The organism is Embleya sp. NPDC127516 (assembly GCF_044765325.1).
Taxonomy (GTDB): domain Bacteria; phylum Actinomycetota; class Actinomycetes; order Streptomycetales; family Streptomycetaceae; genus Embleya.
The window spans coordinates 47105-62092 of sequence record NZ_JBIWJT010000022.1 but is presented as its reverse complement, the minus strand read 5'-3'; the positions used below and the strand labels follow the sequence as shown (position 1 = coordinate 62092).

The window sequence follows — 14988 nt, the reverse complement described above, 5'->3', positions numbered from 1 at the left end:
ATACGCGTTGCACGGCGATCGGATCACCGGGCCGGCCGACCGTCCGAAAACGATCGCCCGCGGACTCTCGGACTCCGATTGCTCGCGGACTCGCGGACTCGCGGACCCTCGGACTCGCCTGCCCGCGGACTCGCGGGCACTCGTTCCGGGACTTCCCGACGTCCACCGTCGCCGTGTGAGCGGCCTCCGGGCCTCCGGCGGGTCGCGCGTCCCGGCGGCTCCCACGGCCCGCCACACGAGGCCGTGGCGGCCTCGTGGGCCTCGATCGCGACGCAAACCAACGGCCGATCCACCGGCCCGCACCCGACGCCGCGTCCGGCGAGGCGCCGAGCGGTGGAATCCGGCCGGCCGTGCGACCCGTCGACGACGTCGTGGACCTTGCCGAGCATGTCCTCGGCGGCGATCCACGGTTGTCGTTCGTCGACGTGCCACGACGCGGTCTCGCGTACCGAGACGCCGGCCCCCGCCTCGATCCCGGTCGCGATCCCTCCGGACTCCACCCGCTCGGCGAATGCCTCGCCGGACGAGCGGACAGGTCACACACTCGGGCGGCCGGGCCGCCCGGTTCGGTTCATGGGGTACCGGTCATCCGATGCGGATCGCCCGGTGTTGCCCGCTTTTGTCGTAGTAGCCGGGACCGGCCACCAGAGCGGTGCGGAAGTACAGGCCCTCGCCGACGACGCCGTTGTTGTTGCCGTGTCCGGGCACGAACGGCTGCCACAGGGCCACCAGCAGGTCGGGGGCCACCAACGAGGCCCCCTCGGTCTCCACCCGGACGGGTGTCAGTTCACCGAGCAGTCGGGTGACGTCGACGGCCGGCGTACCGAAGACGTCGACGCCCAGACACAACACCGTGTCCGCGAAGTCGTCCTCGGACCGGTGCACCTCGATTGCCTCGACCAGTCCGTCCTTGTCGCTCACCACATGAATCGAGAGGTCCGCGCCGAAGTGGGCGAACCCACGAGTGCGTCCCGACAGATCTCCTCCGAGTTCGCGCAGAGCCGCCTCTGCCTCGTCCATGGACATGCCGATCTTGATCGGCCCTACGCCGTAAGGCGGATCCAACTCAAGCTGCACGTGATCTCCCTCGCCTCGAACAACCGAGTATGGCGCACCGTCATCGGGCTCCCTCGCACCCGGTTGCCGGTTCGGCGGGGGAGGGCGGCCGGGTGCCCGTACCCGGACGGCAACGCTCCCGTCGGGGCCGGCGTCGGCCTCGGCTTTGTACCCGTTCGGGCCAATCCGGGAAGCTTCGACACCGGCTCCGGGAGCGCTATCGCGGGGTGCCGAAGACCTGGGTCCACGAGGTGCCGTAGGTGCCGCCGGTGACATACCCGACACCGATCTCGGTGAACTCCGGAGTGAGGATGTTCTTGCGATGGCCGGGACTGTCCATCCAGCCCTGCACCACCTCGGCCGGCGTGCGCTGCCCGCACGCGATGTTCTCCCCTATCCGGCTGTAGAGATAGCCCGCCGCGATCGCCCGGTCCCACGGCTCGCGGCCGTCCGGATCGGTGTGCGAGAAGAACGCGCGGTTGATCATGTCCGCGCTGAACGCCTGTGCGCACGCGGTCAGTTGTGGCTGTGGCACGAGGGCGCGCAGGCCGTGCCGGGCCCGTTCGCCATTGGTCAGCTCGACCACCCCGCGCTGGAACTCGGAGAGCCCCGACGGGGTTTGGGTCTGCTCCTCGACCTCGACCCCGAAGTCCCGGGCGATCCCGGCCAGCCCGTCCGCGTAGCCCTGGCCCAGCGCGCGCACCTTCCAGCCCGCACCGCGCCGGTAGATCTCGGCCAGCAACAACACCGTCTCGGCGCGCGGCCGAGGCGGGGTGAACCGCGCCAGCAGTGTGCCGCTCGCACCGGTGAGCGTCATCGCCGGCGGCGGCAACTCGCCCAGCGTGTGCGTGGTGTCGGCGGGACTGATCACCACCGTCACGCGCGTGGCGCCCGCCCGCAGGCCGGTCGGGTCCACCGTGACGGTGTCCCCGCCCAGCCGTACCCCCGGCGCCGAGACCTGGTTGAAGAAGACGAAGTCCGCGTCGCCGGACACCCGTCGGTCCTCACCCGTGATCAGCGCGGAGATGTCGAAGGGGCCGGGCACGCGTACGCGCACGACGCCGCCCGGCAAGGATTGGTTAGCACCCGGCGGCAGTTCGTTCATGACCTCGGATTCTAACGACGGATCACACCTCGGTGACCCGGCCGTCCGCGACTTCGATCCGCCGGGTGGTGCGCACCGCCTCCAACATCCGCCGGTCGTGGGTGACCAGGAGCAGCGTGCCCTCGTAGGACTCCAACGCGGACTCCAACTGCTCGATCGCGGGCAGGTCCAGGTGGTTCGTCGGCTCGTCCAGGACCAGCAGGTTGACCCCCTCGGCCTGGAGCAGGGCCAGGGCGGCGCGGGTGCGCTCACCCGGGGACAAGGTCGCCGCCGGGCGCAGCACGTGCGCCGCCTTGAGCCCGAACTTGGCCAGCAGCGTACGCACATCGGCCGGGAGCAGGTCCGGGACCACCGCGCAGAACGCCTCCAGGAGCGGCAGGTCGCCCAGGAACAACCCGCGCGCCTGGTCCACCTCGCCGACCACGACACCCGAACCCAGTGAACCCCGACCGCCGGTCAACTCGGCCCGTCCGAGCAGCGCCGCCAGCAGCGTCGACTTGCCCGCGCCGTTCGCGCCGGTGATCGCGACCCGATCCGCCCAGTCGATCTGCAACGTCACCGGACCCAGCGTGAAGCCGCCGCGCTCGACCACCGCGCCGTGCAGCGCGGCCACCACCGCGCCCGCGCGCGGCGCCGCGGCGATCTCCATCCGCAGCTCCCACTCCTTGCGGGGCTCCTCGACCACCTCCAGGCGCTCGATCATCCGCTCGGTCTGGCGGGCCTTGGACGCCTGCTTCTCGCTCGCCTCGGACCGGGTCTTGCGGCTGATCTTGTCGTTGTCGGTGGACTTGCGGCGCGCGTTGCGGGTGCCCTTGTCCATCCACCCGCGCTGCATCCGGGCCCGGGCCTCCAGGTCGCCGCGCTTGTCGGCGTACTCGTCGAACTCCTCGCGCGCGTGTCGGCGGGCCACCTCGCGCTCGGCCAGGTACGCGTCGTAGCCGCCGCCGTAGCTGCGGATCTGCTGCTGGGCCAGGTCCAGTTCGACCACCCGGTCCACCGTCCGGGCCAGGAACTCGCGGTCGTGGCTGATCACCACGGTGCCCGCGCGCAGCCCCGTGACGAACCGCTCCAACCGGTCCAGCCCGTCCAGGTCCAGGTCGTTGGTCGGCTCGTCGAGCAGGAACACGTCGTACCGGCTGAGCAGCAGCGACATCAGCCCCGCGCGCGCGGCCTGGCCGCCGGACAGCGCGGTCATCTCGCGATCCAGGTCCACCGCCAGGCCCAGATCCGCCGCGACCTCCTCGGCCCGCTCCTCCAGGTCCGCGCCGCCCAGGTCCAGCCAGCGATCCAGCGCGATGCTGTACTCGTCGTCGGCGCCCGCGCGGCCCTCGACCAGGCCCTCGGTCGCGGTGTCGAGCGCGGCCTGCGCGGCGGCGACCCCGGTGCGCCGGGCCAGGAACGCGCGCACGGTCTCGCCCGGGCGCCGCTCCGGCTCCTGCGGCAGATGGCCCACCGACGCGGTCGGCGGGCTCAACTGGATCGCTCCCGCCTCCGGCTCGGCCAGCCCGGCGAGGAGCTTCAACAGGGTGGACTTGCCCGCGCCGTTCACCCCGACCAGACCCACGACGTCGCCGGGGGCGATCACCAGGTCCAATCCGGAGAACAGGACACGGTCACCGTGTCCGGCGGCAAGGTCTTTGACGACGATCGTGGCGCTCATGAGGATACGAATCCTATCGGCCGCTGAAAGGATGACGACGTCCGTGTAGCACCGGCCCGTGCGGCCACCTGGGAAGGACCACGCATGACCACCGAACCCCGGCCCGAACCGTACGAGGCGCTGCCCGAGGACTGGGAGCGCGCCGTCGCCATCGTCGCGCACCCCGACGACCTCGAATACGGTGCCGCCGCGGCGATCGCCCGCTGGACCCGGCAGGGCAAGCACATCACCTACGTCATGGTCACCAGCGGCGAAGCCGGCATCGACGGACTCGACCCGGACGAGTGTCGCCCGCTGCGCGAGGCCGAACAGATCGAGTCGGCGCGCATCGTCGGCGTCGACACGGTCGAGTTCCTCGGCTACCCGGACGGCGTGATCGAGTACGGCCTGCCGCTGCGCCGCGACCTGTCCCGCGTGGTCCGCCGGCACCGGCCGGAGATCGTGATCACCGGCAACTTCCGCGACACGTGGGGCGGCGTCTTCCTGAACCAGGCCGACCACATCGCGGTCGGCCGGGCGGTCGTGGACGCGGTACGCGACGCGGGCAACCGGTGGGTGTTCCGCGAGCTGCTCGCCGAGGGCCACGAGCCGTGGGGCGGGGTGCGCGCGGTGTGGGCGGGTGGCTCGCCGCAGTCGCGGCACGCGGTGGACACCACCGAGCACTTCGCGATCGGTGTCGCGTCGCTGGAGGCACACGCGGCCTATCTGGCGGGGCTGGGCCAGGGGCAGATGGCGGACGCGGGGGAGTTCCTGGAGGGCATGGGCCGGGCGGCCGGCTCGCGGCTGGGCACCCCGTTCGCGGCCGCCTTCGAGGTCTTCCCGATGGGCTGAGCAGGGGCCGATCGGGCCTCGATACGCTGCGTGAATGATCGGTTTGCAGCATCTTCCCGGCCGGGCCCTCGCCGTATGTGCGGCGGGGGTCCTGACTCTCACCGGACTCGTCGCGTGCAGCGGCGACGGTGACGACGCCGCATCCTTGTCCTCGGGGCGGTTGAACATCGAGAAGCTTCGACAGGCGGTCCGGCCGATCAGCGAGAACGGCGCCCTGCCGTGCCCGCTGCCGTACGACGTCGCCGCGGCGACCGCGAAGATCCACCTGGACGGCGCGGTCACCCCGGGCGAGCCGGTCACGACCGCTAGCGAGGGGTGGTCCGACGACGAGGCCGCGGCACGCGACCCGTACTCGAACCTCACGCCGACTCAGCGGGCCAACGGCGTCGAGGTGACCTGCTCCTACCGGGTCGGCGCGGCGAAACTGGACGTGGCCACGTACGCCTCGCGGCGCGGGCACCCGGTCATGATGGCCCTGCCGATCATCCAGCGCGACGCCGACGCGGCCGTGCAGGACCTCAGCGCGTTCGCCGACAGGATGGCCACGATCGGGCCGCACCAGGTGGTCCCGGTCGGCAACGGGCATGTGGCCGCGGTCCGATTGAACGTGAACGGCCCGGGCGTGGCCATGCTGCAGGTCTCCTCGGAGACGCTGACGCCCGCTCAGATATCGGACCTGGCCGGCGAGTTCGCCCGGCAACTCGACTGAGCGAGCGCCGCCGGCCGTTCACCCACCCTCTCCCGACGGTGGCCCCGACGGGAGGCCCCAGCGCCGGCCGGGTCGAACGCGCACCGGCCGACGCTTCGGGCGAGGCCGCTCAGACGGAGGCGATCCGTACGTCGGCGGCGTGCTCGTGCAGCCGGATCACCGTGTCCGCGACCCGGCGCACCGTCGGCTCGTCCATGTGCGACCACAGCGGAAGGGTCAACACCCGGGAGGACACGTCGTCGGTGATCGGCAACGGCCGCGCGGGCAGGTGGGCGTACGCCTTCTGCCGGTTCACCGGCGGGTGGAAGTAGCGGCGCGAGTCGATCCCGTCCGCCTTCAGCGCCCGGGCCAGCGTGGGCGTGTCCAGGCCGAACGTGTCCGGGTCGACGACCAGCGTCAGGTCCTTCCAGGTGGACACGTCGCCGTCGGCGAGCACCGGCAGCCGCAGCCCCGGCACGTCGGCGATCGCGTCGGCGAACACACCCACCAGGTGCGAGCGGGCCGCGACCCGCTCCGGCAGACCGCGCAGCGACACCAGCGCCAATGCGGCGTGCAATTCGGACATCCGCGCGTTCAGTCCAGGGAACAGGCAGTCGTAGTCGCCCGGGTTGCCGTACCCCCGACCCAGTCGGCAGGCCTGTGCCAAGCCCTCGTCCCGGGTCGCGATCAACCCGCCCTCGCCCGCGGTCACCACCTTCGTCGGGCTCAGCGAGAACACCTCCGCGGCGCCGAAGCCGCCGATCGGGGTGCCCGCCCGCCGGCTGCCCAGCGCGTGCGCCGCGTCGTAGACGATCGGCACCCCCGCGTCGTCCGCGACCTTCGCCAACTCCTCGACCCGACACGGCGTCCCGTACACGTGCGTGGCCATCAACGCGGACGCGCCCGACTCGGCCAGCAGCGCGGCCGCGTCGGTCGCGTCCAGGGTCAGGCTGTCCGGGTCCACCTCGGCGAACACCGGGGTGGCCCCCGCCCAGTGCGCCGCGTGCGCGGTGGCCGAGAAGGTGAAACCGGGCATCGCCACCGACCCGCTCACCCCCAACGCCTGCAAGGCGAGCATCAACCCGCTCGTGCAGTTCGACACCGCCACCACGTACGGCACCTCCAGCCGCGCGGCCGCGTCCTCCTCCAACTCGCGCACCGTGGCACCGTCGGTCAACCGACCGCTGGTCAGGATCGTGTCCAGCCGCCGCGCCAACTCCTCCCGCTCGGGCACATGCACGCGCGTCAGCGGCAGGCCCTCCGCGAACGTCGCGTCCCCACCGAGCACCGCCGGCTTGCCGGTCACCGCCATATCGCATCCCCCCTGGACTCACCGGGATTCCCCGGACTGATCGAACTCGTCTCCCCACCACCGGAATCGGCCGCGAGGGGCGTCGCGTGCCGCCCCATCGCCCGCCGCCGCTTCCGCTCCGAACTCCCGCCCTTCTCGGTCTCGGTGCGATCCGGCTTCGACACCGCGAGCAACACCAGGACGAACGGGAACACCTGGACCCGTTCGCGGGTGAGGATGCCGAAGTTGCGGATGTTCGCGAACGCGAGCGCGAACACCAGCGTGTAGACGATCACGAAGGCCACGTAGGGTCTTCGGATCAGCAGCCCCGGGATGCGTTTCAACCGGGGGATCGCGACCACGAACAGGCCCATCAGCACGACGCCTTCCAGCGACGCGACCAGGGCCTGGATGTTGTGCGCCTCGAACGGGAACGGCCGAAAGAGCACGGTCACCAGCGACTGCGGCAACGCGGCCGGTGAGATGGACAGCGCCGCCGAATCGTCCACCGCCTGGGCCGAACCGCCCTGCGCGGTCTGGGTCTGGGTCTTGGCGATCACCTGGTTGGCCTGCGCGGCCCCGATGCCCGGCGTACCGAAGAAGGTGCCGACCTGCTGGAGCGCGAGCACACAACCCACCCCGAGCACCAGGATCCCGAAGCCGGCCCGCAACGGGCCCAGCGCGGAAGCCTGTTGCGGACGATTGCGGAGCAGATAGCCGACACACAGCCCGCACAGCAGCAGCACCGTCACGTGCGGGCGCACCATCGTGGTGCCCACCGCCCCCAGGATCAGGAACACGAACGCCCCGCGCCGGCGCACCAGGAGCAGCGCCACGCCGTAGGCCGCCAGGCCCAGCGTGAACATCATCCACGTGTCCTTGCCGATCCCGGAGGGCCAGAACAGCAGCGAAGGCAGGAAGAACAGCAGCTTGCCGTAGCGGCGCCGATCGCCGTCCGGATAGGCCACGTTGAACGCGCGCCAGAACAGGTACAGACCCCAGAACCCCAGCCACGAGTAGACCAGGTAGCCGGCCAGCAACGACTGCCCGACGATCGCGTACACGATCCCGGTGACGATCATGATGAAACCGGTGCCGATCACCTTGCGACCGATGTCCACGGTGAAGTCGCCGTCCCGGAAGTGCGGCGCGATGGCCCGCCCGACCAGGTCGTAGGTAGCCGCGTCCGCGCGCCCCTCGTAGAGCACGAAGGACATCCAGTACCGGGCGAAGCACGCGAGCAACTTGGCGACCAGCGCGCCGATCACCAACCGCCGTACCCACGGCGGCTCGTCGCGGGAGAACCGGGACAGCAGCGGCACGCTGATGGTGAGCAGCAGCGGGAAGACGATCAGCGCGCCCCACGTGTCGTACGGGCGATACTCCATCGCCCACGCGAACACCGAGACGTAGAAGCCGACCGCGGTGAGCGCGAGCAGGGAACCCCATGGCAGCCGCGACGGAGGCACCCACCGGGCGTACGGCGCAAGACGGGACGACAACGGAGCTCCTTGCAGGGACGGCGAACCGGTGCGGCGTCGGGCGGCGGTGCCGCGGGGACCGGTTCGGACCGGTCCGGCGGCGGCTCGCCGGCTGGCTAGAAGACCTCCAAGTCCCCCAGGGAGAGCTGCCACGAGCGCAGGTCGTGGACGTCGATCGGGTGCGGGTGCACGGTGCGCGCGACCAGCAGCATGCCGGTGCGCGGCGGTGTGGCGTACCCGGCGTAGCGGGCGGCCCTGGCCGCTTCCGAGCCGCGCGCCAGATGGGTGGCGACGTGGTCGCACCCGGACATGGCCACCCCGGAGAACAGCTTGCGCGCGGTGTCGCGGTCGCCGGGGCGCACCACCATCTGGGACAGCGTGAACTCGACCAGCGGGCCGCGCAGACGCGGGCGCCCGAACACCACGCCGGTCAACTCGCCGTTCTTGTACGAGGCCACCACCCGGTAGTCCAGTCCGGGCGCGTCGCCGTAGCGCCAGCGCAGGAAGTCGCCGGTGAGCGCGGTGCGCAGCTTGTCGTGGCCGATCGCCGCGTCGCCCGCGTCCGCCTCGGCGACCAACTCGTCGAAGCCCACCGCCGCCTTGGGATCGGAGAAGAACTGACGAGCAGTCGGAAAGCGGCACCGGGCCGCGGGATCCTCCGAGTTCCAGGACTGCGAGGTGCCGGAGAGATCTCCGGTGGCGCGCAGCTCCTTGAGCCCGCGCGCGAAGGCGATCGGCCGGATCGGATGCAGCGAGACCGGTACCTTCCCGACCTCGTGCCAGCCCATCCGCAGATAGCCGGGCAGGCTGTTGCCGTTCGGGGTGTTGAACACCAGCGAGGTGTCCACCTCGATCCGCTCCAGCAACTCGGTGGTCAACCGGCGGAACAGACCCCGGCCCTGGACGTCCGGGTGGGTCGCGGTGTCCACCGCGCGCACCGCCCGGACCACCTCGCCACCGAGCACGAACTCCCAGCGCAGGAAAAGCCGTACCGCGGCCACCCGGCCGTCCGCCTCGGCGACCAGCCCGGGACTTGCACCGAACGGGTTGTCCCTGTGCTTCCATCGGAAGAACTCCGGGGTGCGCTCCCCGGTCGGCCCGCCGGACAGCGCGTCGCCCAACAGGGCCAACACCCGGGGTTCGTCGTGTTTGCCCAACTCTCGGACGGTGAAAGGGTAACTCCCGACCTCTGGCCCACTCACCGCGATCCCTCCAGCACTCTCGCGTACACGTCCTCGATCCGCCGCTGCGCCCCCGCGACGTCGAACTCGTCCGAGCGCTCGGCCGCGGCCTCGCCGCACGCGCGCCGACGCGCGGGTTCGGCGGCGAAGGCCACCAACGCGTCGGCGAACGCCGCCGGGTCACCGGCCGGCACCACCGCGCCCTCGACCCCGTCGGTGACGATCTCCGGCATCCCGCCCACCGCGGTCACCACCGACGGCAATCCGACCGTCATCGCCTCCATCAACGAGACCGGCAGCCCCTCCTGACGCGAACTCAGCGCGAACACGTCGAAGGCCGGCAACAACGCCGGCACGTCGCCGCGCGACCCGGCGAAGACCACCGAGCCCTTGAGGTCGGGCCGGCTCGCCCGCTCGCGCAGGGTCGCCTCCAGCGGGCCGGACCCGATCAGCACCAGGACCGCCCCGGGATGCCGCTCCAGGACCAGCGCGTGCGCCGCGAGCAGGCCCAACTGGTCCTTCTTGGGCGTGAAGTTGGCCACCGAACCGACCGTGAACGCGTCCTGGTCCAGGTCCAGCGCCTGCCGGGCCCGCTCGCGCGCGCCCGGGCCGGCGAACGCGTCGCCCAGGTCCGGGCCGTGATGGATCACCGTCGGCACGGTGCCGCGCCGCAGTCGGGCCGGCTCGATGCTCTCGGCCACGGCCGCGGAGACCGCGATCACGCCGTTGTTGCGCCGGTACGTCCAGGCGTTGGCGATCCGGGTGGGCCGCCGGTAGCGCGGCCACATGTTGTGCTCGGTGTGCACGATCGGCACCTTGCCGGAGAACATCCGAGCGGCGACCGCCGGAACCGGCATGTGGGTGTGGATCAGGCCGTACTCGCGCGCCCGCAACAGCGCGCGCAGCCGCACCGGCCAGACCCGCCCGCCACCCAGGCAGTGCACCGTGATGCCCAACTCGCGCAGGGCCGGCACCAGCGCGTCCTTCCACGGCAAGACGTAGGCGACCTCGACCTCGTAGCGTTCGTCGTCCAGTCGGCGCGCGCAGTTGACCAGCAACTGCTCGGCGCCACCGCGCCCCAGACCCTTGGCGAGCCACAGGACACGAACGCGGTCACCCATCAGCGATCCTCCGAGCCGAGTTCGACGGTGGACCACGTATCGAAGTGCGGTCCCAGGTGCGCACCGTCGCCGGAGCCGTTGTGCAGCGCCCGCTCCGCCGCCGACTGGATCCGGAAGCCGGAGTCCGCGTCCTCGGCCGAGCCGATCGGATCGGCGCGATGCGCACCGCGACCGCTCGCGGCCGACTCGGGTTCACCCTCGGTCAGTTCGCCGCGCTTGGCCCAACTGGGCGCGGGACGCTCGACGTCCTCGTCCGCGTCGGGGGTCGGCTCGGCCGAGCGACCGCGCAGCACCAGGCTCGCGCCGGCGCCCATCCGGCCCACCGCGCCGGTGCGCGGACCGCGCTTGAGACCGCCACCCATCGACCGGGTCGGGTCCACCCCCAGCAGCGTGACACCGGCGATCGGCACCCCGGTACGGGTCAACAGCTCGCCCACCCGGGAGGCCTGATCGGCCGTCAGGTTGCCGCTGCGGGCCACCACCAGCATCGCGTCCACGTGCTGCACCAGGTCGTTGGTGTCGTTCGCGTAGAGCAGCGGCGCGCTGTCCACCAGCACCACGTCCGCGTGGTGCCGGGCCCGCTGGACCACCTCGCCCGCGCGCAACAGCAGTGCGGCCGGATAGGCGGCCGGGGCTCCTGCGGTGATCACCCGCACGTTCGGAATGTTCGTGCTGCGCACCACGTCCCCGAGGTCGATCTCCTGCTCGGCGAGCAGCACCTCGGACATGCCCTTGCCCGGCTTGGCGCCGAGATACAGGTGGGTGGCCGGATTGCGGAAGTCGCAGTCCAGGACCAGCACCGAGCGGCCCGCCTCGGCCAGCGCCGCGGCCAGGTTGGCCACCGTGCTGGTGCGCCCGTCGCCCGGGCGCGGCGACACCACCAGGATCACCGGCGCCGGGTCGCTTATCCGACGCACCGGCATCGCGGTGCCCCGGGTCTGCCGGGGGTCGGTGCCGCCGAGTCGATAGGCGAGCCCGGGCGGGCCGGACAGCAGCAACGCCGACCGCAGCGTGCGATAGGCCTCCGCGACCGGACTGTCCGGTCGACCCGCGACCAGCACCGCGTGTCCCGCCCGCTGGCGCCGGGTCGCCCGCGGTACCTCGGCGATCACCGGCAGGCCGAACGCGTCCTCCAACTGGATGCGCCCGCGCAGCCGTACGTCCATCCGGTCCACCATCAGCGCCGCGATCAGCCCGAGCGCGAGCCCGAGCGCCGCCGCGAGGGCGATCCGCAACGGCCGCGAGGTGGGCGCCAGGATGCTCGTGGTGGAGTCCGGCGTGCTCTTGAGGCCGTCCATCACCTCGACCTTGGGGTCGTTCAGCGGGTTCACCAACTCCTGCTGTTGACCCACCAGCGTGGTGTACTGCACCCGCTTGGCGTCGAACTCCGCTTGGAGCGTTGCCTTCTTGCCCACCGGCGCGTTGGTGGTGCTCTTCTCCAGACCGTCGATGTCGGTCTTGAGCTTGTCCAACTGGGCGGTCATGCTGTCCGCCTGACCCTGCCGGGTCCTGCGCTGCGAGTCGGCGAACGCGGACACGGTCTCCTGCGCCCACGCGGTGGCCAGTTCCTCGGCCACCTTGCGGGTGGGCGCCTTGGCGGAGATCTGGACCAGGCCCAGGTCCGGGTTGAGCTGCGAGGTGACCTTGGACGCCAGCACGGCCGGATCGGGGTTGTTCAGCCGCTTCGCCACCCGGCGGGCCACCTCGCCGCCGTCCGTCATCAGTTGTACGGGCGCGAGGTTGAACTCCTTCGCCGAGTTCGGCGCCGGCACCACGTTGACCGAACTGGTCCACTGGTTCCCGGTGCCCTTGGGGTCCGAGGGGGTCAGGATCAACCCGGCGAGCAGTCCGATCGCGAGACACGCGAGCACCAGCGGCCAACGGCGCTGGAGAACGGAGAAGTAGCTAGAGGTTTCCACCGGTCCCCCTCCGGTTCGAGTTGCCGCCCCGAGAGCAGACCGCGGGGCAGGCCAAACGTAGAGCAAACGGGGTGCCGAACGACCCCAGGACTGTGCCGGAAGTGTGGAGATTCCGTCGAGATCCGACCGGACGTGTTCGGGTGGCGGTCACCGCACCGGACCTGACGACACGTCACGGCCGGCTCGCGGGTCGAGTGCCCGGGCATAGAACGCGACCATCCGGTCGCAAACGCTGTCGATCGTGTACTCCTCGCCGAAACGTCGATACGCCGCCTCCGTGCGTATCGCGGTCTTCTCCCGCTCCGTCAGGGCCGAGACCAGCGCCGCCGCCAGCGCCTCGGGCGAGTCCGGCGGCACCAACGCCGCACAGTCGCCCGCCCCGGTGATCTCGCGCACCGGAGGCAGATCGCTGGTGACGATCGGCGTCCCCACACCCATCGCCTCGATCAGCACGCTGCCCAACCCCTCCCAGCGCGAGGGCAGCACGAACACATCGGCCGCGCCCATCAGATCGGGCACGTCGTCGCGGTGTCCCAAGAACCGTACGGGCTCCGCCGCGCCGGCGGAATCCCCGATTCCGCCGGTCTCGGCGGCCAGTCGGCGCAACGACTCGGTGCGACCACCCGCCGGACCGGCCAGCAGCAGGACCGCGTCCGGCACCTCGGCACGCACCCGGGCGAACGCGGTGATCAGTACGTCCAAGCCCTTCTGGTACTCCTGCCGAGCGGCCGTCACCAGAACCGGGACGTCCGGCCCCAGGCACAGCGCGGCCCGAGTGCGCTCGCGGCGCTCGCGGGCGGCGGCCAGCGGTCGAGGATCACGCCCGCGCGGCACCACGTCGATCCGCGACCGGCGCACCCCCAGTCGGCGGGACATCACACCGGCCACGTGCTCGGTCAACGCGTGGAACCGCCGCACGCCGCGCGCGCTGGCCGCGTCCAGGCCCTGGGCGGCGCGCAGCTTCCACGGCCGAATCCCGGGCTGATCCCGCATCTCGGCACCGTAGGAGTTGTTCACCAGGCTGGAGACCACCGGAACACCGCTGGCCAGAGCGGCGATTCGCCCCGCGATGTCCGCCTCGTACAAGGTCGTGTGCACCAGGTCCGGTCGGCGATCGCGGATCACCCGCGCCAGCCCGCGTGCGGAACCCGCCCGCGAATTCCGGTGCACGCCGAACAGCGTCACCCCGGCCTCGGCCAACTCCGGTTGAAATCCGTCCAGATCCAGGAGATACGCGATATCCAGCGTGATCCCCCGACGAATCAGCTCCGGGGCCATCGCCACCGCCGCCCGCTCGGCGCCGCCGACCCGATCCACGCTGTCGATCACCTGGAGCACGTGCACTGCATCACCTCTGCCATCCCCCGCCAACTCCCCGAAAAACGCCGACCACAGGGCGCCCCCACCCCTCACGGCTGAGCATGTCATCGATACGCCCCCGGCGGGGCGGGATTCGTGACAACCTGTCACCTCATGGGGACAACGACGGACCGGCGTGGGGTCCTGCACGTCGTGACCGACCCCCGACGCCGGGGCTCACAGGCGTTCGCCCACGACCTGGACGCCGCGCTGCGCGACCGCGGCCGTGCGTCGTCGGTCGTCGCGCTCGCGGGCACGGGCGAGATGGACATCCCGGTGCTCGGACCGGGCCGGCTGCACCCGCGCACGCTGCGCGAACTGCGCCGCCGGGCCGCGGGCGTGGGCCTGGTGATCGCGCACGGCTCGACCACGCTGGACGCCTGCGGGATCGCACTCGCCGGGACCGGGACACCGTTCGTCTACGTCAACATCGGCGACCCCCGACACTGGGCCCGGGACGCGCTGCGCCGCGCCCGGGTCGGGCTGATGCTGCGCCGGGCGGCGGCGATCGCCTCGGTGTCGCCGATGGGCCGGGACGTGCTGCTGCGCACCTACCGGTTGCCCCCGGATCGGGTCCGGGCGATCCCCAACGGACGGCGACCGGAACGCTTCCTGCCGCCGGAGGGCGACGACCGGGCCAAGGCTCGCGCCGAGTTGGGGCTGCCGGCCGGCGCGCGGGTACTCGCGGTGGTCGGCGCGCTGGCCGCGGAGAAGCGGGTCGCGCTGGCGATCGAGGCGTTCGCGCTGCTCGAGGACGGCGAGCGGGACACCGCGTCGGGTGCCGTCACCGAACAGGCCGAGACCGAGGCCACCGAGCGCGAACGGCCCTTGTACCACCTGCTCGTGGCCGGGGAGGGCCCCGAGCGGTCGAGCCTGGAGGCGCTCGCCGAGCGGCGCTCGCCCGGGCGGGTCGCCTTCACCGGCAACCTGGCCGACCTCGGCCCGGTGTACCGGGCCGCCGACGCGCTGGTGTTGTCCAGTACCAGCGAGGGTGTCCCGGGCGTCCTGGTCGAGGCGGGCCTGAGCGCGGTCCCGGCCGCGGCCACCGATGTGGGCTTCGTGCGCGACGTGGTCGTGGACGGGGTCACCGGCGCACTCGCCGACGTCGGCCCGGGCTCCGGCGACCCGCGGGCGCTGGTCGCCGCGATCCGCCGGGTGTTGGCCGACCGGGACGCCATGGGCCGGGCAGCCAGGGAGCGTTGCCTGGAACGTCACGCGATGGACACCGTGGTGGACGCGTGGATCACGCTGCTGGACGAGCGGAGCCGGTGACCGCCCGCAACCGCATGGTGGGGA

Annotated in this window: 12 protein-coding genes; 3 read left to right on the top strand and 9 right to left on the bottom strand. The window is 71.9% G+C overall.

The window, feature by feature from the left end; translation table 11 throughout:
• Positions 1-585 precede the first annotated feature (585 nt).
• The 3 genes from ACIRL2_RS34815 to ACIRL2_RS34805 all read right to left on the bottom strand — a co-directional run bounded on the left by ACIRL2_RS34815 (position 586) and on the right by ACIRL2_RS34805 (position 3821).
• Positions 586-1077, bottom strand: coding sequence for a hypothetical protein (locus ACIRL2_RS34815; RefSeq protein ID WP_402237578.1), 492 nt, complete (start codon positions 1075-1077; stop codon positions 586-588).
• A gap of 196 nt (positions 1078-1273) precedes the next feature.
• A complete protein-coding gene (locus tag ACIRL2_RS34810; protein WP_395859376.1) occupies positions 1274-2161 on the bottom strand; it encodes a CAP domain-containing protein in 888 nt (295 codons plus the stop codon).
• A gap of 22 nt (positions 2162-2183) precedes the next feature.
• Complete coding sequence (locus ACIRL2_RS34805; protein WP_395859375.1) at positions 2184-3821, bottom strand: ABC-F family ATP-binding cassette domain-containing protein; 1638 nt, start codon at positions 3819-3821, stop codon at positions 2184-2186.
• Between the two features lie 84 nt (positions 3822-3905).
• Here ACIRL2_RS34805 and ACIRL2_RS34800 point away from each other — a divergent pair, with 84 nt between their 5' ends.
• The gene (locus tag ACIRL2_RS34800) at positions 3906-4652 is read left to right on the top strand and encodes a PIG-L deacetylase family protein (RefSeq protein ID WP_402237576.1); all 747 of its coding nucleotides are present in this window, start codon (positions 3906-3908) and stop codon (positions 4650-4652) included.
• 34 nt (positions 4653-4686) lie between these two features.
• Positions 4687-5361 carry a hypothetical protein gene (locus ACIRL2_RS34795; protein ID WP_402237574.1) on the top strand — a complete coding sequence of 225 codons (675 nt, stop codon included), beginning with the start codon at positions 4687-4689 and terminating at the stop codon, positions 5359-5361.
• Between the two features lie 109 nt (positions 5362-5470).
• Here the strand turns inward: ACIRL2_RS34795 and ACIRL2_RS34790 are convergent, their stop codons facing one another.
• From ACIRL2_RS34790 to ACIRL2_RS34765, 6 genes are all read right to left on the bottom strand, one after another.
• Entirely contained in the window at positions 5471-6652 is a 1182-nt protein-coding gene (locus ACIRL2_RS34790; protein ID WP_395859372.1) for a DegT/DnrJ/EryC1/StrS family aminotransferase, read from the bottom strand.
• Positions 6643-8133 carry a hypothetical protein gene (locus ACIRL2_RS34785; protein ID WP_402237572.1) on the bottom strand — a complete coding sequence of 497 codons (1491 nt, stop codon included), beginning with the start codon at positions 8131-8133 and terminating at the stop codon, positions 6643-6645. The genes ACIRL2_RS34790 and ACIRL2_RS34785 overlap by 10 nt, the downstream gene beginning before the upstream one ends.
• 95 nt (positions 8134-8228) lie before the next feature.
• Positions 8229-9269: a GNAT family N-acetyltransferase gene (locus ACIRL2_RS34780; protein ID WP_402237569.1), complete on the bottom strand. Its 1041-nt coding sequence runs from the start codon at positions 9267-9269 to the stop codon at positions 8229-8231.
• 41 nt (positions 9270-9310) lie between these two features.
• Positions 9311-10414, bottom strand: coding sequence for a glycosyltransferase (locus ACIRL2_RS34775; RefSeq protein ID WP_402237566.1), 1104 nt, complete (start codon positions 10412-10414; stop codon positions 9311-9313).
• On the bottom strand, positions 10414-12333 hold the full coding sequence (locus tag ACIRL2_RS34770) for an AAA family ATPase (protein WP_395859368.1): 1920 nt from the start codon (positions 12331-12333) through the stop codon (positions 10414-10416). The genes ACIRL2_RS34775 and ACIRL2_RS34770 overlap by 1 nt, the downstream gene beginning before the upstream one ends.
• A 147-nt stretch (positions 12334-12480) precedes the next feature.
• Positions 12481-13677, bottom strand: coding sequence for a glycosyltransferase (locus tag ACIRL2_RS34765; protein ID WP_395859367.1), 1197 nt, complete (start codon positions 13675-13677; stop codon positions 12481-12483).
• Between the two features lie 129 nt (positions 13678-13806).
• Here ACIRL2_RS34765 and ACIRL2_RS34760 point away from each other — a divergent pair, with 129 nt between their 5' ends.
• Positions 13807-14964, top strand: a complete 1158-nt coding sequence (locus ACIRL2_RS34760; RefSeq protein ID WP_395859366.1) for a glycosyltransferase family 4 protein — start codon at positions 13807-13809, stop codon at positions 14962-14964.
• Positions 14965-14988: the final 24 nt, after the last annotated feature.